This window comes from Aureispira sp. CCB-E (genome assembly GCF_031326345.1).
GTDB lineage: Bacteria > Bacteroidota > Bacteroidia > Chitinophagales > Saprospiraceae > Aureispira.
Genome location: NZ_CP133671.1, coordinates 2,982,161 through 3,007,541, shown reverse-complemented (window position 1 = coordinate 3,007,541; position 25,381 = coordinate 2,982,161). Strand labels below are relative to the sequence as shown.

The window sequence follows — 25,381 nt, the reverse complement described above, 5'->3', positions numbered from 1 at the left end:
AAAATTAGAGATTCCTATGTATTATAATAAACTACAAGATACAGAAAATATCAATAAAGAGAATGGAGCAGGATGGACAATTTTACATCGCTCACATCAATACTTGTCTAAATTACTCTTAAAACTAGATGAAGATTTAGATAAACGTTTGGTGCGTACATTTTATAATGTATTTATAGCAGTTTTAATGTCAAGAAATCGTTCAGATGCCTTGCTATTGACCGAGTTAGGCGCCTTAGTTCTTGGTCCTAAAAAAGCTAAAGCAGGAGTAAAACGTGTGAGTAATTTATTTCGCAGTAAGAAATGGGATTACCAAATAATAGATCAACATTTAGAAGAAGAGTTTGTTGCTAGATTGGAAGATAAGCAAGAATTAGGAAAAAGTTGGTTGATGCTCTGGGATGATAGTGTACTAGAAAAGCCCGAAAGTTGGTTTAGTGAAGGGCTAAGCCCAGTACACAGTAAGAAGAGTCAACGGTTAACACGAATAAAACCAGGTTATTATGATAAGCATAAACGTATTTGTGTTCCTGGATTTGAGTGGTCGGGTGCAGTTTTAACCTCCTTGCATGCGAAGGAAGTTCCTCAAATATCTAAAATGCGTTGGTTTGCCACAAGAGGTAAACATAAAGAGGAAAGTTCGGAGATATTTTATCGGATGTTTAATGCTCTAAATAAACGTGTAGCATCTACACAAGCGGATGTGCTTCATGTCTTTGATAGAGGTTATGCCAATGGTGTTTTTGTAGAACGTATGCTCAACTTTAAAGCAAAGTTTCTAGTTCGTTGGAAAAAGCTTAATAATTTGATTGATGAAAATGGAGTGAAGAAAAATACCTATCGTCTTTCTCTGGGACAAAAAGCTAAGGATCATCGCCTAATATGGGATAATATTCGGAAAGAAACGAGAAGCGTCAAAATACTCTACCGAAAAGTAGCTCATCCATGGTTTCCCCAAACAGATTTATACCTCGTTATTGTTCGTGATAAACGCAAAGGCACTTCTCCTATGTACTTGCTAACCAATGAAGTAATTGACACTTGTGGCAAAGCATGGGAAATGTTCTATTCTTATATGAAACGATGGGATATTGAACAGGTTTTTAGATATGGAAAATCAGAGTTGGGTATGGAGTCTCCTAGGCTTTGGTTCTTTGAAAATCGTCTTAAAATGTTGATGTTAGTTACTTTGGTAATGGATTTTTTGTTTCGGATGTTGAGGAACTTTAGAGCAACTATGACTACTATCATTAATATTTGGTGTCCTAGAACAGGAAATCGGCACCGAAAGACTTCGATGCCGATTTACAGACTTAGAAAAGCCATCCATTTTATCTTAACATTTTTATTTTGTCAATGTGCTTTAGAAAATTCGGGATGACTCATGTTTCCTTTTTTAATAACTCTAAAAACACAACTCTGATTCCAAAACTGAAATCAAAAGCTGTGTTTCGTAGTACAAAAATATATAGTTACTTCGTTTAAGTAATTGTTCAGAAAAAATTATATAAAAAGAACCTTATTTTTTTCTGACCACTTACTTTTTTTAATTAAATAATACCTTGTGTGTGGATCTAGTTCCATTCTCAAAATGAGCTACTATCGTGTACATTCCTTGTGCCAACTCTCCTTTTTTCAATTCAACCACTCCTCTTGCATCTTCGATAGTTTGTACCATTTCTCCCAAAACATTAAAAAGTTGAAGAGAAACATTTTGCTCTGTTCCCAAATCAATATTCAATTGATAATTGGTTGGATTAGGGTAAATACTAATAGCGGGCGCAGCTCTTTCTATTTTTTGTATGCTTGTATAATTTGTATCGCGATATAGAATTGTTGCACACTCCGCTCCTATTGAAATTGTTGTTCCGTCTGCTCGAATCGCTTTGAAGTCCTCAAAACAAACCTGTGTAGACATCGTACCTGCATTTACTGGAGCGTCGGCATCTACTCTAAAAATTAGACGCCCAAGGTTTCCTCCTCCTGTATAATTGACTTGATTAAGACGGGTGCCAACATAATGAATTCGACCATCTTCCGATGTCATTCGAGCATGAACAGGTGCTCCATCATCGTCCAACCAACCATTGTCTAAGTTTGTATATCCTAGCCCAAAAACTGGACTGCTTGCTGTTGCTTGTAGATTCAAATTCAAAACAGCCTCATCATAATTAACTCTAAATGTCACACCATGCAAATCTGTAATATTTTGTACAGCATCACCAAAATTAACATCCAAGACAGCGTAACCTCTTAACGGTACTATTGTATCAGCCGCAAGAGAAATAGGCATTGAAGTACTGTAATAACGTTCAAAAAACAAGTCGGTTCCAACCGTGTTAAAACCTTCCACAGCTCCCGTGTACAAACTGTGCGTTTTTTGCCAATTTTCTTTATTAGCGATCAAATCCAATGTATCTATGATATTGTCACCGTTCGCATCCACATAAGCATTCGTAATAGGTGTTGGTGGCATATGAGGCATCCAATGATCACCTATTTGAGTACGAGCCACTGCTGCCCCACCATACTTTAGTCCCATTTCCAAAATATCAAAATCATTGTCTACTCCATTGTTATTGGCATCCCCTGGATAGACACAATTGCTGGTACAAAAAACGGATTGTGTACACGCCATAGAAAAATTATTATCATAATATTGCTGAACCAAATCTATTTGTTGCTCCATCAAGTTGACATTCTGAAGGTGATTACTGTCAGGGTCTCTATGATAAGAATAAGCTAAATCTACGGTAAAGATTTCTCCAGGTAATAAACTGTCTTTATAGATAGAACCAACAGTACGTTGGTCGAATCCCCATAGATTTTCAGTATACATAGACCATCCTGCTGCATCGTTGGGATTGTCAGGAAATGCATAATTTACTGGTATTGCATTGGGATCATTGGAATTATAACCATTACCTCCATGAGTCAATGGGGTACCATCCATAAATTTTCCTGTTAACAGACGATAATATACGTTTTGACTAACAGGGTCTGATCCTTGTGTTCCTACATAATAGATACTATGCGCCAAATCATGATTTAGTATAGTAACGGCTTGTACAGGTGGATTAGTACCATAACCCGCCTCACCTGTTACTGCACAAGGATTATCATCGTCGTTATCAGCGTTGTAAGAATATATAGTGTTTTTACTGGGTATCGTTCCCATATAGTCGTCTTCTCCGCAGCCCATATCAAAATCAAGCCAAACACCATAATAATAATCATATAGTTTTAATGGATTTCGATTGATAACTTTATGTTTTACAAACAACGTTTTATTCAATAATGGGTCGTTAGAGCAGGAAAACAAATAAGCCGTTTGTTGCACTTCTACGTTTAAAGCTAGTCCTCGACTTTGTGTTTGTAGTCCTCCTTGGTCATTAAATACAGACCACAATATTTCTTCTGCAATAGCATTGGGATTACCATCTTCAAATACAGGATAATCACCTCCCATAGGATCATAGATACCATTGTTATTGGCATCAAAAAATGGCGCTAAATCTTGATTGGCAGGCAATGGGAACCCCATTTGTGCCAAAAAATCAGGATTATTTCTGCCTGGCCATTGCAAAATACTGGGATTGACAGGACCATCAATAATCCCATTGTCGTTGTAATCTGCTATATGCTGCTCAATTGCCCAACGCTGTACTTTCCAAATATGGTCAAATCCAGCACAATCATAAACCATTCCTGTCGCCTCATCTATTGGACCTGCCCAATAATCATTTCCTCTAGCACGGTATGTTTGCGCTGATAATAGCACTTGTCCTCCTGGGTCAAGAGCTCCCATCCAAGTAGCCGCCGCAAACATAGAATGGGCTTGGTTATTTGAATTATAGACATAAGGTACGGCATATTGAGCTTGAATATCGCCATCCCAAAACATATCTCCCCCATTTCGAAATAAGATTTTCATATCCGAATTTTGGATATATTCCTGTGCATTAGATTCTGCACAGTTTTGCGCCCAAACACTTTTATTAAACAAGCATATTCCTGAGGCTATAAGAATAACAAGTATTTTTTTCATATTTTCTATCATTTTTCTAATGCAAGCATTGCTAATCAAGAGTTTGCAAAAAAAATATTAATTTAACAATCAATAAATTGCAATTTCAATGCATTTCGCAGCAAGATCACTGTTTTAGTTTTTCTTTTATCAAAGAAGTGAAAATAGACACCCTCAAAAGGCTATACATCTCTCGAGGATGCCAATAAAGAAAAAGACTTCAGTGATCCATACCACTTTATTATTACAGGAACTACATTTCGTGAAGGTCGTTCTTAGTTGAACACAACCTTATGGCTAGATTTTGTCCCATTTTTAAATTCGACAACCATAGTATAGATTCCTTGTGCCAAATCATTTTTGTATAATTCTACAATACCATTTGCATCTTTGATAGTTTGTACAGCTTCTCCCAAAACATTAAAGAGTTGAATTGAAACATTTTGCTCTGTTCCTAAATCAATATTCAATTGATAATCGGTTGGATTAGGATAAATACTAATAGCGGGCGCAGTTCTTTCTATTTTTTGTATGCTTGTATAATTTGTATCGCGATATAGAATTGTTGCACACTCCGCTCCTATTGAAATTGTTGTTCCGTCTGCTCGAATCGCTTTAAAGTCCTCAAAACAAACTTGCGTGGACATTGTAGCTGCATTTATTGGAGCATTGGCATCTACTTTAAAAATCAAGCGACCGATTTTTCCCCCTCCTGTATAATTGACTTGATTGAGACGGGTACCAACATAGTGAATTCTACCATCTTCCAGTATCATCCGAGCGTGAACAGGTGCTCCATCATCGTCCAACCAACCATTGTCTAAGTTTGAATATCCTAGCCCAAAAACTGGATTGTTTCCTATTCCTTGTAGGTTCAAAGTAGTTTCATCGTAATTCACTCTAAATGTCACTCCATGCAAATCTGTAATATTTTGCACAGCATCCCCAAAGTTCACATCCAATACAGCATAGCCATTTAACAAAACCACTGTATCCTTAGCAAGGGAAATAGGCAACGAAGAACTATTATAATAACGTTCAAAAAATAAGTCCGTTCCTACCGTGTTAAAGCCTTCGACAGCTCCCGTATACAAACTATGTGTTTTCTCCCAGTTGTCTTTATTAACAATCAAATCCAATGTATCTACGGTATTGTCACCATTCGCATCTACATAAGCATTGATAATAGGTGTTGGTGGCGTGTGAGGCATCCAATGATCGCCTATTTGAGTACGAGCCACTGCTGCCCCACCATACTTTAGTCCCATTTCCAAAATATCAAAATCATTGTCTACCCCATTGTTATTGGCATCCCCTGGATAAACACAATTATTAGTACAAAAAGTAGGTTGTGTACAGCCCGTCAAAGCAAAATTATTATCATAATACTGTTGAACCAAATCTATTTGTTGCTCCATCAAGTTGACATTCTGTACATGGTTGCTGTCAGGATCTCTATGGTAAGAATAAGCTAAGTCTACAATAAAAGTTTCTCCTGGCAATAGACTATCTTTATAAACAGAACCGATAATACGTTGATCAAGTCCCGATAGATTTTCAGTATACATAGACCACCCTGCTGGATCATTGGGATTATCAGGAAAAGCATGGTTTGTAAGTGTTGCATTGGGATCATTGACATTATAACCATTGCCTCCATGAGTTAATGGTGTACCATCCATAAATTTCCCCGATAATAAGCGGTAATAACCGATTGAACTAGTAGGATCTCCCACTGGATTCGAGCCATTGATATAATAAATGCTATGTGCTAAATTATGATTTAGTATAGTAACCGCTTGTACAGGTGGATTGGTGCCATATCCTGCTATACCTGCTGTTCCACAAGGGTTATCATCGTTATTATCAGCATTGTAAGCATACATCGTATTTTTGCTAGGTATGGTTCCGATATAATCGTCGTGAGAACAGCCCATATCAAAATCTAACCAAACACCGTAGTAATAATCACGGAGTTTTATTGGATTACGATTAATAACTTTGTGTTTTACAAACAACGTTTTGTTCAATAATGGATCGTTAGAGCAGGAAAACAAATAAGCCGTTTGTTGCACTTCTACCTTTAGAGCTTGACCATTGCTTTGGGTGTGTACATTTCCATTGTCGTTAAATACAGACCACAGTATTTCTTCGGCAATAGCATTAGGGTTACCATTTTCAAACACAGGATAATCGCCTCCCATAGGATCATAGATACCGTTGTTATTCGCATCATAAAATGGCGCCAAATCTTGATTGACAAGTAATGGGAAGCCCATTTGCGCTAAGAAATCAGGATTGTCTCTGCCTGGCCATTGCAAGATACTTGGGTTAACAGGACCATCAATGACCCCATTATCGTTGTAATCTGCTATATGTTGTTCAATTGCCCAACGCTGTACTTTCCAAATGCGATCGAATCCTGCACAATCATAAACCATCCCTGTTGCCTCATCTATTGGGCCTGCCCAATAATCATTTCCACTAGAACGATACGTTTGCGCTGATAATAGTAGATTTCCACCTGGGTCATAAGCCCCCATCCAAGTCCCCGCAGCAAATATAGAATGGGTTTGGTTATTTGAATTATAGGTATAAGGTACGGCATATTGAGCTTGAGAACTACCATCCCAAAACATATCTCCTCCATTGCGGAATAAGATTTTCATATCCGAATTTTGGATATATTCTTGCGCTGTTGATTCCATACAAGATTGTGCCTTTGATAAATTGTGGTAGCAACTTGCTAGAAATAAAGTAACTATTAAGAGTTGTTTTTTCATAGAAATAGTTTTTTGTTGAGTTGGTTAATGAACCTGTAGTGATTGAGAAAAGTTAGAACTTATACCATCAATTTCACAATGCCCTTTCCGTAAAATTTGATGTCATTCTGTATTTACAATATTAATTATATTAACTAATAATCTCAAAAACATTATTCAACATTCCTCAACACTAAAAACATCACAACTATTTCTAATAAAGCAACCCAGCTATTATTTCCCAACAAATAACAACAGTATATAAAAAAACGGATTTAGGCTAAAGCACTAAATCCGTTTTAAATATAAAAATTAATACAATAAATTAATTTCCATTTTTTATTATTCAGCCATGTTCTTCAAACACATACATAGCATTATGCCTTCTTAAAATTAAGTATTGTTGTTTCAATAATTTTGCAACACTCATCCAACTGAGCAGCTGTCATCACTAAAGGAGGCGCAAAACGAATGATATTTCCGTGTGTAGGTTTTGCCAATAAACCATTCTTAGACAAGGCAATACAAATATCCATAGCCGTAGAACTATCTGGTGTATCGTTAATCAAAATAGCATTCAACAAACCTTTACCTCTTACTTTGGCGATCAAATCCGTTTTTTCAGCCAATTGATTCATTCGCTCTCGGAACACCTTTCCTAACTCAAAAGCATTATCAGCCAATGCTTCGTCTTTTACAATATTTAAGGCTTCCATAGCTACTGCACAAGCCATAGGATTACCACCATAAGTAGAACCATGCTGTCCTGGCTTGATCACGTTCATAATCTCATTATCTGCTAAAACTGCTGATACAGGATACATTCCCCCCGAAAGTGCTTTTCCTAAGATTAGAATATCTGGACGCACATTATCATAATCACAAGCCAACAAACGACCTGTACGAGCAATTCCTGTTTGAATTTCGTCTCCAATAAACAAAACATTGTGCTGCTGACACAATTCATAAGCTTTTGCTAAAAAACCATCGTCTGGAACATTTACACCTGCTTCTCCTTGAATGGGCTCTACCAAAAATCCAGCAATATTAGCAGCATCAGCCTCCATTACTGCTTTTAGAGCATCCAAATCATTATATGGAACCGCTTCAAACCCTGGCGTATAAGGACCAAAATTTCCTCTTGCATCAGGATCGCTAGAAAACGAAATGATGGTTACAGTACGTCCATGAAAGTTTTCTCCACAAACAATAATTTTTGCTTTGTTTGCTTCAATTCCTTTTTTCTCATATCCCCACTTTCGACATATTTTAATTGCTGTTTCAACCCCTTCTGCTCCAGTGTTCATCGGCAATAGTTTATCATAACCAAAGTACTCCGTTGCAAATTTTTCAAACACACCCAATTTATCGTTATAAAAAGCTCTAGAAGTCAAGTTTAGTGTTGATGCTTGCTCCGTGATAGCCGTAACTAGTCTAGGGTGACAGTGTCCTTGGTTCACTGCAGAATATGCAGATAAGAAATCAAAATACTGCTTTCCTTCTACATCCCATACATAAACCCCTTCACCTTTAGCCAAAACCACACCCAGTGGATGATAATTATGAGCACCGTGCTTATCTTCTAAATCCATTAAATCTTGAGAACTTAATGTTACATTTGTTGTCGTTTCCATATTTGATTATAAATTTTAGATTTTTAGTCAAAATCACTTTATTCTTTATAAATTTGTTTGACACAGAATCAAACAGTACCACAAAAATACAAAAAACTTGAGACTATATCGAAATTTAGTAGAAGCGTCTATAAAGGCATTAAAAAAAATTTTCACTGAAAATCAGTTGGCTGATCGAGTTGTTCAAACAACCTTGCGTTCCAATAAAAAATGGGGTTCTAAAGATCGGCGTTTTTTAGCCGCTACGATTTATGATGCGGTACGCTGGTACAGAACTTATTATGAAATATTGGGTAAAGAGCCTCAAAGCACACAAGATTGGTGGAAAATATTGGGTATTATGTGGATACTCCAAGGCATCGAACTACCTGACTGGGAGACCTTTGAAGCGTTAAATAAGGAATTTATTATAAATAAACAGGCTGAGTTGTCTACAGTTTTAAAAATAAAAACGTCGATTCCTGATTGGCTAGATGATTTGGGACGCCAAGAATTGGGCAACGAATGGGCTGCCTGTATGGAAGCTTCTAACGAACCTGCTGAATTGGTACTTCGTGCCAATAGCTTAAAAACAAGTACCGAAGATTTGCTAATTAATTTGGATAAAAAAGGTGTCCAAGCTCAAGCGATGGAACTGCCCGATGCCGTTATTGTTCCCAAACGACAAAAATTAACGGCTTTGCCTAGTTATGAGAGAGGATATTTTGAAATTCAAGATGCCTCTTCACAACAAGTCGCTCCCTTTTTGGAAGTCGAAAAAGGAATGACCGTTGTAGATGCTTGTGCTGGCGCAGGAGGCAAAAGTTTGCATTTAGCTGCCTTGATGAACAACAAAGGAAATATTACTGCTTTGGATGTGGAGGAAGAGAAACTGTATCAACTTGCTAAACGTGCTAAAAGAGCCGCCGTTTCTATTATCAAAACACAAACGATTACGAGTTCAGATACAATCAAGAACTTATATGATACTGCCGATCGTTTGTTGTTAGACGTTCCTTGTTCTGGCTTAGGAACCTTAAAACGCAGCCCACACATCAAGTGGCGTTTAACTCCTGATTTTTTAGAACAAATTAAGCAAACACAACAACATATTTTGCAAACATATACCCCTATTTGTAAAAAAGGAGGTCAATTAGTTTATGCTACATGTAGTATTTTGCCTTCCGAAAACCAACGACAAGTGCAAACATTCTTAGCTAGCGAGGCAGGAAGGGCATTTCAGTTGTTGAAAGAAAAACAAATTTTGCCTAATGAAGGTTTTGATGGCTTTTATATGGCGTTATTAAAACGAATCTAAAACTATTTCAAATGGCTATTACCACCAAAGAACAAGCCTTTCAGGTTTTAGAAACTCAAAAAAATGGAATTCCATTTGAAGCGATTGATTTTTTGTATAACAGTCCTACAGATGAAGATATTCTAAACAAAATACGTTCTACTTTAGAACAAATTTATGATAATATCGACCAATTAGAGGAAGGTTTTTATTCAGAACAAACACCTAAGGTCAATAACACTCCTAAAATAGGTCGAAACGCCCCTTGCCCTTGTAGTTCGGGAAAGAAATACAAAAAATGTTGTCTAAAGAACAAATAATATGCGCATTTTATTTTGTGATAGTGGATTCAATCCTAAAGAAATAGACTATATGTACCAAGAAGAATATGCCGCCGCAAAGGCAGCTAATCTTTCTTGTTCTTTGATTAGCTTTGAAGCCCTCAAAAAAGGCAATCTAGATGTTGCCCTTCGATTTGTTCATCCAGCCTCTGAGAAAGAACAGGCAGTTTATAGAGGATGGATGTTGACGCAGGAACAATACCAAACATTGTATGAGGCATTGTTCCAACGCAATATTCAACTAATCAATACGCCTGAGGAATATGCCTTTTGTCATTACCTACCCAATTCCTACGAAACCATAAAGGCAGTCACGCCCCAAAGCATCTTCAAGCCTCTAAATGGTGCCTTTGATATGGAAGATTTTAGAGAAGATTTAAAAGTTTTTGACAATCGCCCTATTATCGTTAAAGACTACGTTAAGTCTCAAAAGCATTATTGGGAAGAAGCTTGTTTTATTCCAGATGCAAGTGATTTAGCCAATGTTGAAAAAATAACCAAACGTTTTATTGAGTTACAAGATGTAGATTTGAATGTAGGGATTGTGTATCGAGCGTTTTTAAACCTACAACCTTTAGCCATACATTCTACGAGTGGGATGCCCTTAACAAAGGAGTTTAGAATTTTTGTCAAAAATGGCAAAATCATTCAAAGTTTAATGTATTGGGATGAAGGAAATTACGCGGCTAGTTTGCCCAACCTTTCGTTCTTAGAAAACGTTATTCCTACTATAAACAGTAGTTTTTTCTGCATTGATATTGCCCAACAAGAAAATGGTCAATGGATTGTTGTAGAATTAGGAGATGGTCAAGTCTCTGGATTGCCAGAAAATGCCGATAAAGCTACATTTTATAACCATTTCTCTTAAAATCAATTTCTATGAAACAATTTATCCTCATCGTTGCTCTATTCAGCATTTGTTTTGCTGCTCAAGCACAAAAAGTAGATTCCGACTTAAAGCTAAGTACCTTGTCGTTTCAAAAAACTTTCCAACAAGAGCCTTTAGTTATTGATGTAAAAAAAGCAAGAAAAAGCCCCACATTTGAACTACCTAAAGTACCCAATATCATTTGGAAGCACCATCCAGAAACTGTTAGTTATTATAATAATCATAGATTAAACCCACTGTGCTTTAATCAATCCAACGGTTGGGAGATGATCCAAGTACGCCCGATGAAGCACCAAGTGCTTTATGATGCGGCAGCCATTGGAGGAGGTATTATTTTAGGAACCGTTTTGGAAGCATTAAGCCAACTGTAATCAATCGCCTACAATAAATTCCTCATGCGCTTACCGGCTACTAATGCCCTTTATTGCGTTGGCATTCTTACACTTTTACTAGGTTTATCTTGTATTGATATAGGGCATAATTGGTCGGATGATTTTGCCCTATATCTACAGCAAACTCAAGCTCTTTGGGAAGGCAATACAGAGGACTTGCTTAAAGCCAACTACTTTGCCATGGAACATTCCTACGCCCATGTTGGTCCTTACCTGTATCCAAATGGTTTTCCTATCTTGTTGCTCCCTATTTATTTGATTTTTGGATTGAATTTTTGGGTTCTAAAAGTATATTGTTTGCTCTTTCTTATAGCAAGCATTCCTTTTATTTATGCAATTTTCAAACAATTTGGATGCTCTACCCCAAAAGCCCTTGCCATTACCTTCTTAGTTGTTATTAATTACCATTTTATACGTTTCTCAGATCACATTTTATCAGATCTCCCCTTCTTTTTCTTTAGCTTATGGAGTTATTATCACCTTCAACGACAGCAATATAACAGCTACTTTCAAAGTATTTTTTTAGGCATCCTCATTTTTTTTACGTATAACATTAGAGATATTGGCATTGTCCTATTGCCTTGTCTTTTTGCCTATCAATGGCAGCAATTTAAAACAGCAAAAAAAGCTTCTTTAGAGATTTACCTACTACCTTACATCAGTTTTGTATGTCTATGGTTAATGCGCTGGTATTGGTCCCCCTCTGTTTCAACCAAACAACTTAGCTTATTGTCTGAAACTTCTCTGGATATTATTATCAACAACTTCTACTATTATTTTTTATTAGTAGGCAACTATTTCTTAATTTTTAGAAATATTCCAACGTCTATTGCATTAGTGGTTGCCTGTTTCTTTAGTAGTTTAATCCTTCTTGGTATCTACCAAAAAGGCAATGCACACCTACCACTCTTGGTTTACCTTGGAGGAACAATAAGCATTTGTTTGATATGGGTTAGCTTTCAAGGCATGCGCTTTCTATTTCCAGTACTTCCTTTTTTGATCTACTTCCTATTAGAAGGCATCAAAGGGTTGCCCATTGCCCCAAAATTTCAAAAATACATCATTATAGGATTACTTTTAAGTAGTTTAAGCCAGAGTTTATTAACCAGCTATTATTATTGGCAGAAAGATACCAATGAAGCCTACTCCATCGAGCTGCAACAAATCTATCAATACATAAAAAACAATACTCCCAAAGAGGCTATCATTGTCTTTTACAAGCCAAGAGCACTGCGTTTATTTACGCAACGAAATGCCGTGCAAAAAGATATTTCAACAGCACATTATAACTTAAAGAAACGCACTCATTCACTCCTGCCAACAGACTCTATTTTATTAAAAACAGAACATTATATCTTAACTTATAAAAAGACTCGTTAGCCCTTTTGGTTCTTGTACCAAAAAAAATAGTGCCTATCTCATCTATGAAATAGGCACTATAATCCGCTTAATGACTTACGATCCGTGCGTAAAGTACAATAAGAGATTAACTCAATGCATCGACCGCTTTTTTAATGCGCTTTATTGCTTCCTCTAACTGTTCTTCAGATGTAGAATAAGCAATGCGCACACAATCATCTGCACCAAACGCTTCTCCAGCAACAATAGCAACATGAGCTTTGTGCAAAATATATTCGCAAAAATCCGAAGAATTTTGAATCGTCTGACCATCTACGGATCTGCCGTAAAGAGCACTAATATTAGGAAAAACATAAAAAGCCCCTTCAGGAAAATTCACTTTAAAGCCGTCAATTTCTTGTAATAACTTTAGAACCAAATCACGGCGTTTTCTGAACGCTTCATTCATATCATAGGTCGGCTTCATATCAGCCAACAAAGCCTCCGCAGCTGCTTTTTGTCCAAAAGAGTTTGCCCCAGAAGTAAACTGACCTTGCATTTTAGCACAAGCATTGGCAATCCAAGTTGGAGCTGCCATATACCCCAAACGCCATCCCGTCATAGAAAAGCCTTTAGAAAAACCATTAATAACAATACAACGATCCTTGATGGAGTCAAAGCTAGCAATGCTACAATGACCGCCTTCTAAGAAGTTGATGTATTCATAAATTTCATCCGAAGCAATCAAAACCTCAGGATGTCTTTCCAAAACCGCTACCAAAGGCTCAAAATCTGCCTTAGAATAAACTGTACCAGTAGGATTGCAAGGAGAAGAAAACAAAACCATACGAGTTTTGGCTGTAATAGCTGCTTCTAGTTGACTTGCTGTTATTTTAAAATCATTATCAATAGTAGCATTTACAAATACAGGCTTTGCGCCACTCAGCCCGATAATTTCTTTGTAAGAAACCCAATACGGAGCAAAAATAATAACCTCGTCTCCTTCATTGAGCAAAGACAAGGACAAGTTGGCCAAACATTGCTTGGCACCATTAGAAACTACAATTTGATTTTTATCAAAATCTAGATTATTGTCACGCTTAAATTTGGTAACAATTGCTTCTTGTAACTCTACTAACCCAGGAACAGGCGTATACTTAGTATAGCCCTCTTGCAATGCTCTATTAGCGGCCTCTTTGATGTGGCTGGGCGTATCAAAATCAGGTTCTCCCAAGCTAAGACTAATTACTTCATGCCCTTGAGTCTTCAATTCTCTTGCTAATTGAGCCATTTTGATGGTGGCAGATTCCGCCATATTTTTTAAACGGTCAGAAACGTACATTCTTAATAGTAGTTTTATGGTTGATTAATTATTGTTTTTTTCTATTTTTTTTGCACTATCCCATAATTCATCCATTTCGTCTAAAGACAAATCCGCTAAGGGTTTCGTTGCGTGGTCTTCAATATACTTAAATCGTCGGATAAATTTTTTGTTGGTTTTTTCTAAGGCGGCTTCTGGGTCAATTTTGAGATAACGAGCATAATTAATCAATGCAAAAATCACATCTCCAAATTCATCTGCAATACGCTCAGAACTTTCTCTATCATCAACAGAAACCTGTAATTCGCCTAGCTCTTCTTCTACTTTTTCCCAGACTTCTTCTATTTCTTCCCACTCAAAGCCTACCTGTTTTACTTTTTCTTGAATTCTGTAAGCCTTTACCATAGACGGCAAAGATTTTGGGACACCCTGCAAGATAGATTTTTTTCCTTTCTCTTGTAATTTTAACAACTCCCAATTTTTCTTAACCGTCTCTTCGTCTTCTGCCACCACATCACTATAAATATGCGGATGTCGATGGACTAATTTATCACAAATTGCATTTAACACGTCCGTAATATCAAAAGCTTTTTTTTCACTGGCTATTTTAGAATAAAAAACCATGTGTAGCATTAGGTCTCCTATCTCACCTTTCAATTCCTCCATATCTCCTTCCTGAATAGCATCCACCAATTCGTAGGTTTCTTCTATTGTCAATAGACTCAAACTCTCCAACGTTTGTTTTCTATCCCAAGGACATTTTTCTCTTAAGTCATCCATAATGTTGAGCAAACGCTCAAACGCCTTTAATCTTACATCCATATTGTGCTTATCTTAGTAGTTCTTCGTAAAGGTATAAATAACTTCGTTCAATTAATAATTACCTATACTAGAGTTCGTTGATTTTTTACTTTTTTAGTTCGCTATGCTGATAAGAGCCTACACCTGAGTAATAAAAAAACAAAAAGCACATACATACCAATCTATCAATCAACACTTTTAACACACAACTCCAATAACACCATAAATCTTCCCATAGTAACAACATAGTTAACTACAGAGTTATACACCATTGTTTTACCAAAAAGAGAAAGCCGCATTGAAGACTATTTTCCAATCTGTCCTCAATACGACTTTCATTTATAAACCGTATGAATATAATTAACGTCTTACTCCTTGATAATTTTGTGCGTATAAATGCCTTTTGAACTTCGAAGTTCTAAGAAATATACTGCCGTTGGCAACGCATCAACATTCAATTGAATGAACTGCTCACCATCTACTGTTTTTTCTACCAACACACGCCCATTTACATCCATCAATCGAACAAATCCTTGTTCCAACACCTCTTCTAACTCTATATTAACTTGTCCTGTTGTTGGATTAGGATATACACGAGCCTGCATGGTTCCTTCTTCAATAGTTGACACAGCATTGACAACTACATTAAAACAACTTGAAGTACTAGTACAATTATTGAAAGTAATCATCACCGCATAATCACCATCTATCGAAGGTGTAAAACTTTGCATGGTTTCTCCGACGATTGCTGCATTTCCATTGTTACAATCTACCCATTGATAAGTAGCTCCACTTTGGTTCGCTGTTAAAACAATTCCACTTTGAGTAACCATTGTATCTATTGTAGTAATGGTCAAATCCAAGGTCACCACACTATCACAACCTACTGCATTCGTCAAAGTATGCGTTGCTGTGTTGTTAGAACTCGTGTAGGTATTCCCATCTATCCATGTGTACGTATCACATGCTGTTTGTACATCTGTTCCCGTTGTTGGCGTGTTGATCGTCAAATTCAAGGTTACCACACTATCACAACCTACTGCATTCGTCAAAGTATGCGTTGCTGTATTATTAGAACTTGTGTACGTATTCCCATCTATCCATGTGTACGTATTACAAGCTGTTTGTACATCTGTTCCTGTTGTAGAGTTATTGATTGTCAAATTTAACGTCACTACACTATCACAACCTACTGCATTCGTCAAAGTGTGTGTTGCTGTGTTGTTTGAACTCGTGTACGTGTTCCCATCTATCCATGTGTACGTATTACAAGCTGTTTGTACGTCTGTTCCCGTTGTAGAGTTATTGATTGTCAAATTTAACGTTACCACACTATCACAACCTGCTGCATTCGTCAAAGTGTGTGTTGCTGTATTATTAGAACTTGTGTACGTATTCCCATCTATCCATGTATAAGTATCACAAGCCGTTTGTACGTCTGTTCCCGTTGTAGAGTTATTGATTGTCAAATTTAACGTCACTACACTATCACAACCTACTGCATTCGTCAAAGTGTGTGTTGCTGTGTTGTTAGAACTCGTGTACGTATTCCCATCTATCCATGTGTACGTATCACAAGCTGTTTGTACATCCGTTCCTGTTGTAGAGTTATTGATTGTCAAATTTAACGTTACCACACTATCACAACCTGCTGCATTCGTCAAAGTATGGGTTACTGTGTTGTTTGAACTCGTGTACGTGTTCCCATCTATCCATGTGTACGTATTACAAGCTGTTTGTACGTCTGTTCCCGTTGTAGAGTTATTGATTGTCAAATTTAACGTTACCACACTATCACAACCTGCTGCATTCGTCAAAGTATGGGTTACTGTGTTGTTTGAACTCGTGTACGTGTTCCCATCTATCCATGTGTACGTATTACAAGCTGTTTGTACGTCTGTTCCCGTTGTAGAGTTATTGATTGTCAAATTCAACGTTACCACACTATCACAACCTGCTGCATTCGTCAAAGTGTGTGTTGCTGTATTATTAGAACTTGTGTACGTATTCCCATCTATCCATGTGTACGTATCACAAGCTGTTTGTACATCCGTTCCCGTTGTAGAGTTATTGATTGTCAAATTCAACGTTACCACACTATCACAACCTGCTGCATTCGTCAAAGTGTGTGTTGCTGTGTTGTTTGAACTCGTGTACGTGTTCCCATCTATCCATGTGTACGTATTACAAGCTGTTTGTACATCTGTTCCCGTTGTGGAGTTAACTAAGCATGAAACATATTCTGCTGCTCCAATATCTCTACGACCTCCTTCTATACTGCCATTTTGTGCATCTGACATATCATTAGGATTTCCAGCATTAATCGCAATACTACCAACCCCTGGCATTCTTGTTTCCGTTACACCTCCATTATTTTGAAGTGGTCCAAGATTAACATTCGCAGCCGTTACTCCTACTTGATCTGTTGGCAACGCTCCACTCCGCCCAGCATCACTAATAAGGTTGTATCCGCTCGATGATATAGCTGAGCCTCCATTACCCCCTGACGTTCTAGAAACATAAAAATCACCTCTTGTATTAAATGCCCAAATACTACTTCCTATTGTTATATTGCCATTACCTCCTCTATTACCATAGTAAATTCCCTTTCCTATATTATCAACGACACTACATCCATACATCGTTAAATAATATCCTAAACTAGCAGCGGTAGCATAAATACTACTTGTTACCGTAAGAGCGGCACCATGTATTCCTAGGTAAGTATTTACATTCCCTGTAAAAGTAGATTTTGTAATGGTAATATTCGTATTTGAGTAGGTGCCATCAGGATCATGGTATGAATAAAAGGCAGCACCTTCGTACCCTGTATTATTTGCAAAGGTTGTTTCTGTAATATTTATGGTCATATCTTTGGTTGGCAATGAGGTGTTATCAATCCCATTGCGACAATAAATCGCTCCTCCATGTCTAGAACCAACAGCTGTATTGTTGCTAAAAGTCGTCTTGGAGATATTCCATGTCAACGCATAAGCATCATGACTCGTCAAATAAATCGCTCCTCCTCCAGAAGTACTAGAGTTATTATCAAACAAACATTCCTCTATAATAACATCTTTATCAGAAGTTTGAGAAAGGCTAGAATTGATGGCTCCTCCATAATTAGCTGAATTATTTTTGAATTCACATTTTTTTAAAGTAATACCACTACAAGCTAGGATCGCAATTGCTCCCCCCTTACCAAATTGTGTTGTAGATCCGTTTATAAAACCGAGGTTTTGTATTTCTAATGGGGGGCTAAATCGTGAAAAACTTACCTCTGCGATATTGGTACTAGTTTGACCACTAAGGTACAATTTATAATTAGGCATATTGGGTCCTAAAATGACAAGACTCCGATTGAGAATAAGTGGTGAATTTAGTTTTATAGTATCGCTACTACTAGAAAGCATAGCATTAGAAAAGAGAATTGTATCACCAGTAGCAACAAGACCGAGTACATCCCTTAATGATCCGCTACCTGTATCATTCAAATTAGTAACAGTGTGAGAAGTTGCAAAACTTCCAAAACTGTTCATGAGCAAGCAAAGAACAAGACTTACTTTTAATAGTCGATTTAAAATCATTTGTGTTTTTTATGTTTATTGTAAATAATAGTAGCCCTCCTTGGGCTGTTGAATAACAAGAGTTTATAAAAGTTATTTTTTAGTCATAACTTTGATTATGCAAATGTACTCTACTAGTTTCATAACCTCAAATCACTTTTAAGCCCTTTTTTAGGCTTTCAAAAAGTTCAAAAAACAAATAACCAGCTACAATTCAATTATTTAGACCCAATCATTCTAAAAATTCAGAAACATATTTTTTTTGATTACAAAATTAAAAAAATTCGCAAATAATTTAAACGTCATAATAGTAATTTTTTATTCCCAATGACGCCTTATGCTAAAAATAAAAAGCCGCATCAAATACTGTTTTACCAACTGTACTCAACACGACTTTTTTATAAACAATAATAAATCTTCAGCCTTTTATTCGTTTAAAGCTTTTTTCACTGCCAATTCTATTGTTGCAATATCTTCTAGAGATTCCAAATTCAACGTTGAATCAAGATTCCACAAACAGGTTTTATGGACATGCTCATTGTAAATTGTCACTGGAACATTCTTTAAGAAATCTTTAGCTATCTTTTTTGTATTCTCCGTTTGGTAATCTGAACAAAAAATGGTTATAACTATAGCTTTTTGCTTATTATTTAGGGCACTAGAGTAAAAATCTACACAAGAATTTACATTTCCTTCATTGATGTAATCTCTTGTAAATTCTGCTCCTTGAATATCTTCATCTTGGATGATCATATTAATATTTTCCCATGTATCTTGATTCATATTGTATATTTTTGTTGTTTACAATTTTTATACTTAATAAGAGTTGCGTTTACATAAAACAATAGTTCGTTGAAACCATTCAGTAGCACCGCAGGCAATCAACGAACTACTAATAAAAACAACTCTTATATTACTAATAACCTACCAGAGACAGTATTAAACTCCTAGTCAAAGGTTAGTTATTCGTCAAGCAATTTATTCTTTAATAATTTTTTGGCTATAAACACCTTTTAAACTTTGCAACTCTAAGAAATAAACAGCTGTTGGCAACGCCTCTATATTCAATTGAATGAACTGTTTACCATCTATAGATTGCTCTAACAATAAACGTCCATTTACATCCATCAATCGAGCCACGCCTTGTTTTAACACCTCTTCTAATTCTATATTAACCTGTCCTGTTGTTGGATTGGGATATACACGAACCTGTTTGATCCCCTCTTCTACCGTTGGTAGTGCATTCACAACTACATTAAAACAACTTGACGTGCCAGTACAATTATTAAAGGTAATCATCACTGCATAATCGCCATTTGCTACTGGTGTAAAACTTTGCCCAGTCGCCCCAGCAATTGCTGTATTTCCATTGTTACAATCTACCCATTGATAAGTAGCTCCACTTTGATTTGCTGTTAAAGTTAAACCATTCTGACTTACGGTTGTATCTACTGTAGTAATCGTCAGATTCAAGGTTACCACACTATCGCAGCCTGCTGCATTCGTCAAAGTATGCGTTGCTGTGTTGTTAGAACTTGTGTACGTGTTCCCATCTATCCATGTGTACGTATCGCAAGCCGTTTGTACGTCTGTTCCCGTTGTAGAGTTGTTGATCGTCAAGTTCAACGTTACCACACTATCACAACCTGCTGCATTCGTCAAAGTATGTGTTGCTGTGTTGTTAGAACTCGTATACGTATTTCCATCTATCCATGTGTACGTATCGCAAGCCGTTTGTACATCTGTTCCTGTTGTTGGCGTGTTGATCGTCAAGTTCAACGTTACCACACTATCACAACCTGCTGCATTCGTCAAAGTATGCGTTGCTGTGTTATTAGAACTTGTGTACGTATTCCCATCTATCCATGTGTACGTATTACAAGCTGTTTGTACATCTGTTCCTGTTGTTGGCGTGTTGATCGTCAAATTCAAGGTTACCACACTATCACAACCTACTGCATTCGTCAAAGTATGCGTTGCTGTGTTGTTAGAACTCGTGTACGTATTCCCATCTATCCATGTGTACGTATCACAAGCTGTTTGTACATCTGTTCCTGTTGTAGAGTTATTGATTGTCAAATTCAACGTTACCACACTATCACAACCTGCTGCATTCGTCAAAATATGCGTTGCTGTATTATTAGAACTTGTGTAGGTGTTCCCATCTATCCATGTGTACGTATCACAAGCTGTTTGTACATCTGTTCCCGTTGTAGAGTTATTGATTGTCAAATTCAAGGTCACCACACTATCACAACCTACTGCATTCGTCAAAGTATGGGTTACTGTGTTGTTAGAACTTGTGTACGTATTCCCATCTATCCATGTGTACGTATCACATGCTGTTTGTACGTCTGTTCCTGTTGTTGGCGTGTTGATCGTCAGATTCAAGGTCACCACACTATCACAACCTACTGCATTCGTCAAAGTATGGGTTGCTGTGTTGTTAGAACTTGTGTACGTATTCCCATCTATCCATGTGTATGTGTTACAAGCCGTTTGTACGTCTGTTCCTGTTGTTGGCGTATTGATCGTCAGATTCAAGGTCACCACACTATCACAACCTGCTGCATTCGTCAAAGTATGGGTTGCTGTGTTGTTAGAACTCGTGTACGTGTTTCCATCTATCCATGTGTACGTATTACAAGCCGTTTGTACGTCTGTTCCTGTTGTAGAGTTATTGATCGTCAAGTTCAACGTTACCACACTATCACAACCTACTGCATTCGTCAAAGTATGGGTTGCTGTATTATTAGAACTCGTGTACGTATTCCCATCTATCCATGTGTACGTATCGCAAGCCGTTTGTACGTCTGTTCCTGTTGTAGAGTTATTGATCGTCAAGTTCAACGTTACCACACTGTCACAGCCTGCTGCATTCGTCAAGGTATGGGTTGCTGTATTATTAGAACTCGTGTACGTATTCCCATCTATCCATGTGTACGTATCGCAAGCCGTTTGTACGTCTGTTCCTGTTGTAGAGTTATTGATTGTCAAATTCAATGTTACCACACTGTCACAGCCTGCTGCATTCGTCAAGGTATGCGTTGCTGTGTTGTTAGAACTTGTGTACGTATTCCCATCTATCCATGTGTAAGTATCGCAAGCTGTTTGTACGTCTGTCCCTGTTGTAGAGTTGTTGATCGTTAAATCTAACGTTATAACCGAATCACAAGTCCCTGGTGTACTAACAGTATCTACATAAATACCTGAATTCATATACACCTGCCCATTAAATGAATAGCTATTACAAGCGGTTACGGTTCTAGTCGCATACCCCAAAGAAGAAGTAATATTAATATCATCTAAATAAATGTTGTTGCCATATCCCGACAACACTGTAAATTTCACAATCACATCTGGCATATTACTGTAAGCTGACAAGTCGGCCGTATCTCGCACCCAATCAGAAGCCGTAAATGGAGGAAGAAAGTTGCTTGTACTTGCTCCCGCAGTTGCTAAATCCGCTCCTGATTTCATCCATACAGTTGTCCATGTTGCCCCACAATCCGTAGAAACTTCTACTTGCATGGTATCGACATTCCCTAAGTAATTTTGATGTGCGTAAGAAAAAGACACTTGAGCATTACAATCCAAATCGACTTTCTTCATTACAATAGCCATTTCATTGCCCGCAGGTATCGCATAAGTTCTAAAGCGAATAGAACGGTCTGAATTGACAAATCCTCCTGTTTGTCCATAACCGTACAACGAACCCTCTAAAGAAGAGAAATTGGCTTCTGATATATTATTAGGGTTATAAAAGTAAGCGTTCGTCAATTCTCGTGAATAACCAGTTCCTGAAATAAGTGCTCCTCCTTCCATATTTTCGGATAGGGTACCATTGCCTCCTGGTGTATTATAAATAATTAAATCCAATTGCACCACAGAATCACATCCAGTCCAAGAACCTCCTTGTATAATGTGTGTTGCTGTATTATTGCTACTTGTATACGTTTTTCCATCAATCCAAGTGTAGCTACTACAAGCCGTTTGCACGTCTACCCCACCAACAACAGGAGCAAAACGCCAAGCTTCAGGGGTCGCAATGGTCCATGCTATGCCATTTCTATTAGGCGCACTATATCCCAATACTCCTGTTCCATTTTCAATTCCCAATGTGTGTCTGCCTGCTGCCGGTTGTTTTGCAACATGCACTTCGATGATGTTGGTACTTTCGTAAATATGAATTTGCCCTTGTACACTGTCTCCACTAGGGTGATGTTCAATGTCAACAAACTCTACGACCAAAACTCTATTTGGTGCTGTTCCTGCTGTAAGGTAACGAATTGTTCCTCCATTCGGTGGCAACAAATCTTCCCAAAACAAAGCGATTAAGTTATTAGGTTGGTTGGTATTTGGCAATACCTGCCCTGAACAACAACCACTAGTAGTCGTATTCGTTCCAAATGTTATAAAACCATTGGAGCTAATTCTAAAATCATTGTATGTGTTTCCAAAAAAGTTAAAATCAAATCCAATTGGTAGACTTGCACTTAAAGCATCATCTCCTAAATTAACGGATGTTCCACCAGTAGCATTTATTGAAGTGTAAGTAATAGCGGATACATCATAAGTAGCTCCTCCAATCGTCAGATTAAGTGTTACGATAGAGTCACACCCACCAGCATTTGTTAAGGTATCCATATATACTCCTGAATTGGTATAGGTTTGTCCATTATAAGTATAGGAACCGCAAGCTGTTGCAGAGATACTGTTGGTTGTTGGATTACAAGCCGTACTTGTAGTTGTTGTTAATTTTGCCAAAAACCCATCCACAAAACCACCTCCATAAGTATTCTGATGACCACTTAATGCAATACCACTTGTAGAGCTTGTGTGTCCTGCCAAATAAACATGACCATTGGCATCGACAACACAACCTCTCCCTATATCACTAGCACTTCCACCCAAATAAGTTGCCCATTGACGCACACCATTCGTATTAAATTCAACTAGAAAAGCATCTTGACTACCTCCATGCGTATTTTGATGACCACCTGAAGCGATATTACTAGTAGATGCCGAAAAACCTCCTAAGAATATATTTCCATTGGTATGTATCGTCCCATATCCGCCAACATCAGAAGAACTACCTCCGTAATAAGTTCCCCATTGACGCACACCACTGCTATTAAACTTTACTAAAAAGGCATCTTGGCTACCACCTCCATAAGTATTCTGATGACCGCCTGAAGCCATATTCGTAGTAGATTCTGTTGAACCTATCAAAAAGATATTTCCATTGGCATCTGCAACACAAGCATTACCATTATCATCACCAGCAGTACCATAATAAGTTCCCCATTGACGAACGCCATTACTATTAAACTTTACGAGAAAAGCATCTTCGCCACCTCCATAGGTATTTTGATGCCCACTTGAAGCAATGTTATTCGCAGAACGGGTGATACCCGTTATATACGAATTGCCATTAGCATCTGCTGTACAATTAAGAAATATTTCTGTATCTGCACCACCATAATAGGTTGCCCACTGACGCGTACCATTACTATTAAACTTTACCAAAAAAGCATCCGAAGTCCCTCCTCCATGTATATTTTGATGACCACCTGAAGCGATACTACTAGTAGACTGTGCTCTTCCTACTATAAAGACATTGCCATTGGCATCTATAGCACAACCATCTCCAACATCACTGCCTATACCACCATAATAGGTTGCCCACTGACGAGTACCATTCGTGTTAAATTTGACCAAGAACGCATCTTCGCCACCTCCATACGTATTTTGATGACCACTTGAAGCGATGTTATTCGTAGAACGGGTATACCCTGCTAGGTAAATATTGCCACTGGGATCTACAGCACAACCATTCCCTATATCACTACCTGTACCACCGTAATACGTTGCCCATTGACGAACGCCATTGCTATTAAATTTAACCAAAAACGCATCTTCAGTGCCACTTCCATGTGCATTTTGATGACCACCTGAAGCGATATTACTAGTAGATCTACTGTAACCAGATACAAAAATATTTCCATTAGCATCGGTAGCACAACCAGTAATTCGGTCTAAGTCTGATCCTCCATAATAAGTAGACCAAATTAGGCTAGGGTCGATTATCAAGGCTTTGGTGGGGTCATAATTGCCAAGCTTAAATCGAATGCTATTTCCTTCCAACTCAAAAGAAGAACGCACTTCTTTTTTGCCTTGAAAAGAAACAGGAGCCTGCTCTGTAATTGTTCCCATAGAATTCGATAGTGTAAAACTACCATTTTTATTAAGCTGTAGTCCTTCATGGTGCTCAAACGCTAACTGAATTTGCGCAGGATCAGCGCCTGGATGTACTACAAAGTCATATTTCAACCCTTTATCTGTTGTGTATACCACCCAATCGATTCCAGGATAAATGTCTTTGTAAATTAATTTACCATAACTATGAATGTCTAGTCTATTTTCATTGTAATAATTGATGTAATTCTCCTGTTCCTCTTCCGCTTTAATAATAGCATTTGAATTAGCACCAACCAAACGCATATCCATTCGGTAAGTTTCTAAATCAACTGATTTCGGAGAGGCTTCCCTCCATTTATTATCATTTGAATTAGCAGCATTGACATCGTTAACCTTGCTAAACTGATAAGCAATTCCTGTCGATAGCATAAAGACGCTCGTTCCTCCCTGTTTGTAACGATAATGAACATAGGGTGCTCTATTGCCTTCTATATCCCGAATTTGACCTTTATTTTCCTCAAAGGCTGTTGATTGCCCTGAATGGATAAGCGCAGTTCCCTGTGCTAAGCTTACCCCCTGCCCATAACTAATTTGCAGGGTACAAAAGAGTAAAAGAAAAGAAAATAGTTTCATTTTTAGTAGTTTTAATTGCTTTGCAATCATTTTGATTACAGAAAAACATTATTTAGTAGATAAAAGTAAACATTTTGATGCAAAAGTATTCTTTTACTTATTTAACTCAAAAGCATCTTTTTGAGCATTTTAAAAGATTCAGCAAACTAATTCACAATACAAATCCATAAAAAACAATTACTTACAAGACAAAATAAAAT

Annotated in this window: 14 protein-coding genes; 6 read left to right on the top strand and 8 right to left on the bottom strand. The window is 37.4% G+C overall.

The features are described from left to right. The first annotated feature begins 16 nt into the window (after positions 1-16). Positions 17-1,381: a hypothetical protein gene (locus QP953_RS11300; RefSeq protein WP_052600389.1), complete on the top strand. Its 1,365-nt coding sequence runs from the start codon at positions 17-19 to the stop codon at positions 1,379-1,381. 165 nt (positions 1,382-1,546) lie between these two features. On the opposite strand, the gene QP953_RS11295 is transcribed toward QP953_RS11300, so the two are convergent. From QP953_RS11295 to rocD, 3 genes are all read right to left on the bottom strand, one after another. Further along, complete coding sequence (locus tag QP953_RS11295; protein WP_309555083.1) at positions 1,547-4,048, bottom strand: T9SS type A sorting domain-containing protein; 2,502 nt, start codon at positions 4,046-4,048, stop codon at positions 1,547-1,549. Between the two features lie 254 nt (positions 4,049-4,302). After that, positions 4,303-6,810 carry a T9SS type A sorting domain-containing protein gene (locus tag QP953_RS11290; protein ID WP_309555082.1) on the bottom strand — a complete coding sequence of 836 codons (2,508 nt, stop codon included), beginning with the start codon at positions 6,808-6,810 and terminating at the stop codon, positions 4,303-4,305. A gap of 356 nt (positions 6,811-7,166) precedes the next feature. Then, positions 7,167-8,423, bottom strand: a complete 1,257-nt coding sequence (gene rocD, locus QP953_RS11285; protein WP_309555081.1) for an ornithine--oxo-acid transaminase — start codon at positions 8,421-8,423, stop codon at positions 7,167-7,169. A gap of 97 nt (positions 8,424-8,520) precedes the next feature. Between rocD and QP953_RS11280 the strand changes: the two genes are divergently transcribed. From QP953_RS11280 to QP953_RS11260, 5 genes are read left to right on the top strand one after another with little or no spacing between them, the layout of a single operon-like run. Beyond that, on the top strand, positions 8,521-9,720 hold the full coding sequence (locus QP953_RS11280) for a class I SAM-dependent methyltransferase (protein ID WP_309555079.1): 1,200 nt from the start codon (positions 8,521-8,523) through the stop codon (positions 9,718-9,720). Between the two features lie 11 nt (positions 9,721-9,731). Next, a complete protein-coding gene (locus QP953_RS11275; protein ID WP_309555078.1) occupies positions 9,732-10,019 on the top strand; it encodes an SEC-C metal-binding domain-containing protein in 288 nt (95 codons plus the stop codon). Between the two features lies 1 nt (position 10,020). After that, complete coding sequence (locus tag QP953_RS11270) at positions 10,021-10,908, top strand: ATP-grasp domain-containing protein (protein WP_309555077.1); 888 nt, start codon at positions 10,021-10,023, stop codon at positions 10,906-10,908. Between the two features lie 11 nt (positions 10,909-10,919). Continuing rightward, on the top strand, positions 10,920-11,300 hold the full coding sequence (locus tag QP953_RS11265) for a hypothetical protein (protein WP_052599709.1): 381 nt from the start codon (positions 10,920-10,922) through the stop codon (positions 11,298-11,300). Positions 11,301-11,324: 24 nt separating this feature from the next. Next, complete coding sequence (locus QP953_RS11260; protein WP_309555075.1) at positions 11,325-12,701, top strand: hypothetical protein; 1,377 nt, start codon at positions 11,325-11,327, stop codon at positions 12,699-12,701. Positions 12,702-12,807: 106 nt separating this feature from the next. Here QP953_RS11260 and QP953_RS11255 read toward each other — a convergent pair whose 3' ends face one another. The 5 genes from QP953_RS11255 to QP953_RS11235 form a co-directional block, all read right to left on the bottom strand. Beyond that, positions 12,808-14,001, bottom strand: coding sequence for a pyridoxal phosphate-dependent aminotransferase (locus QP953_RS11255; RefSeq protein WP_309555073.1), 1,194 nt, complete (start codon positions 13,999-14,001; stop codon positions 12,808-12,810). 24 nt (positions 14,002-14,025) lie between these two features. Beyond that, on the bottom strand, positions 14,026-14,802 hold the full coding sequence (gene mazG, locus QP953_RS11250; protein ID WP_309555072.1) for a nucleoside triphosphate pyrophosphohydrolase: 777 nt from the start codon (positions 14,800-14,802) through the stop codon (positions 14,026-14,028). A gap of 347 nt (positions 14,803-15,149) precedes the next feature. Further along, positions 15,150-18,368: a T9SS type A sorting domain-containing protein gene (locus tag QP953_RS11245; RefSeq protein WP_309555071.1), complete on the bottom strand. Its 3,219-nt coding sequence runs from the start codon at positions 18,366-18,368 to the stop codon at positions 15,150-15,152. Positions 18,369-18,773: 405 nt separating this feature from the next. Next, positions 18,774-19,130: a hypothetical protein gene (locus QP953_RS11240; protein WP_309555070.1), complete on the bottom strand. Its 357-nt coding sequence runs from the start codon at positions 19,128-19,130 to the stop codon at positions 18,774-18,776. Positions 19,131-19,325: 195 nt separating this feature from the next. Further along, positions 19,326-25,181 (bottom strand): SBBP repeat-containing protein, encoded by a 5,856-nt coding sequence (locus tag QP953_RS11235; RefSeq protein ID WP_309555069.1) that lies wholly within the window; start codon positions 25,179-25,181, stop codon positions 19,326-19,328. Positions 25,182-25,381: the final 200 nt, after the last annotated feature.

What these genes read in the sequence shown, in the direction of transcription:
- QP953_RS11300 (WP_052600389.1), top strand. Translation starts at nt 17, where the DNA reads ATGTATTATAATAAACTACAAGATACAGAAAATATCAATAAAGAGAAT.
- QP953_RS11295 (WP_309555083.1), bottom strand. Translation starts at nt 4,048, where the DNA reads ATGAAAAAAATACTTGTTATTCTTATAGCCTCAGGAATATGCTTGTTT.
- QP953_RS11290 (WP_309555082.1), bottom strand. Translation starts at nt 6,810, where the DNA reads ATGAAAAAACAACTCTTAATAGTTACTTTATTTCTAGCAAGTTGCTAC.
- rocD (WP_309555081.1), bottom strand. Translation starts at nt 8,423, where the DNA reads ATGGAAACGACAACAAATGTAACATTAAGTTCTCAAGATTTAATGGAT.
- QP953_RS11275 (WP_309555078.1), top strand. Translation starts at nt 9,732, where the DNA reads ATGGCTATTACCACCAAAGAACAAGCCTTTCAGGTTTTAGAAACTCAA.
- QP953_RS11270 (WP_309555077.1), top strand. Translation starts at nt 10,021, where the DNA reads ATGCGCATTTTATTTTGTGATAGTGGATTCAATCCTAAAGAAATAGAC.
- QP953_RS11265 (WP_052599709.1), top strand. Translation starts at nt 10,920, where the DNA reads ATGAAACAATTTATCCTCATCGTTGCTCTATTCAGCATTTGTTTTGCT.
- QP953_RS11260 (WP_309555075.1), top strand. Translation starts at nt 11,325, where the DNA reads ATGCGCTTACCGGCTACTAATGCCCTTTATTGCGTTGGCATTCTTACA.
- QP953_RS11255 (WP_309555073.1), bottom strand. Translation starts at nt 14,001, where the DNA reads ATGTACGTTTCTGACCGTTTAAAAAATATGGCGGAATCTGCCACCATC.
- mazG (WP_309555072.1), bottom strand. Translation starts at nt 14,802, where the DNA reads ATGGATGTAAGATTAAAGGCGTTTGAGCGTTTGCTCAACATTATGGAT.
- QP953_RS11245 (WP_309555071.1), bottom strand. Translation starts at nt 18,368, where the DNA reads ATGATTTTAAATCGACTATTAAAAGTAAGTCTTGTTCTTTGCTTGCTC.
- QP953_RS11240 (WP_309555070.1), bottom strand. Translation starts at nt 19,130, where the DNA reads ATGAATCAAGATACATGGGAAAATATTAATATGATCATCCAAGATGAA.
- QP953_RS11235 (WP_309555069.1), bottom strand. Translation starts at nt 25,181, where the DNA reads ATGAAACTATTTTCTTTTCTTTTACTCTTTTGTACCCTGCAAATTAGT.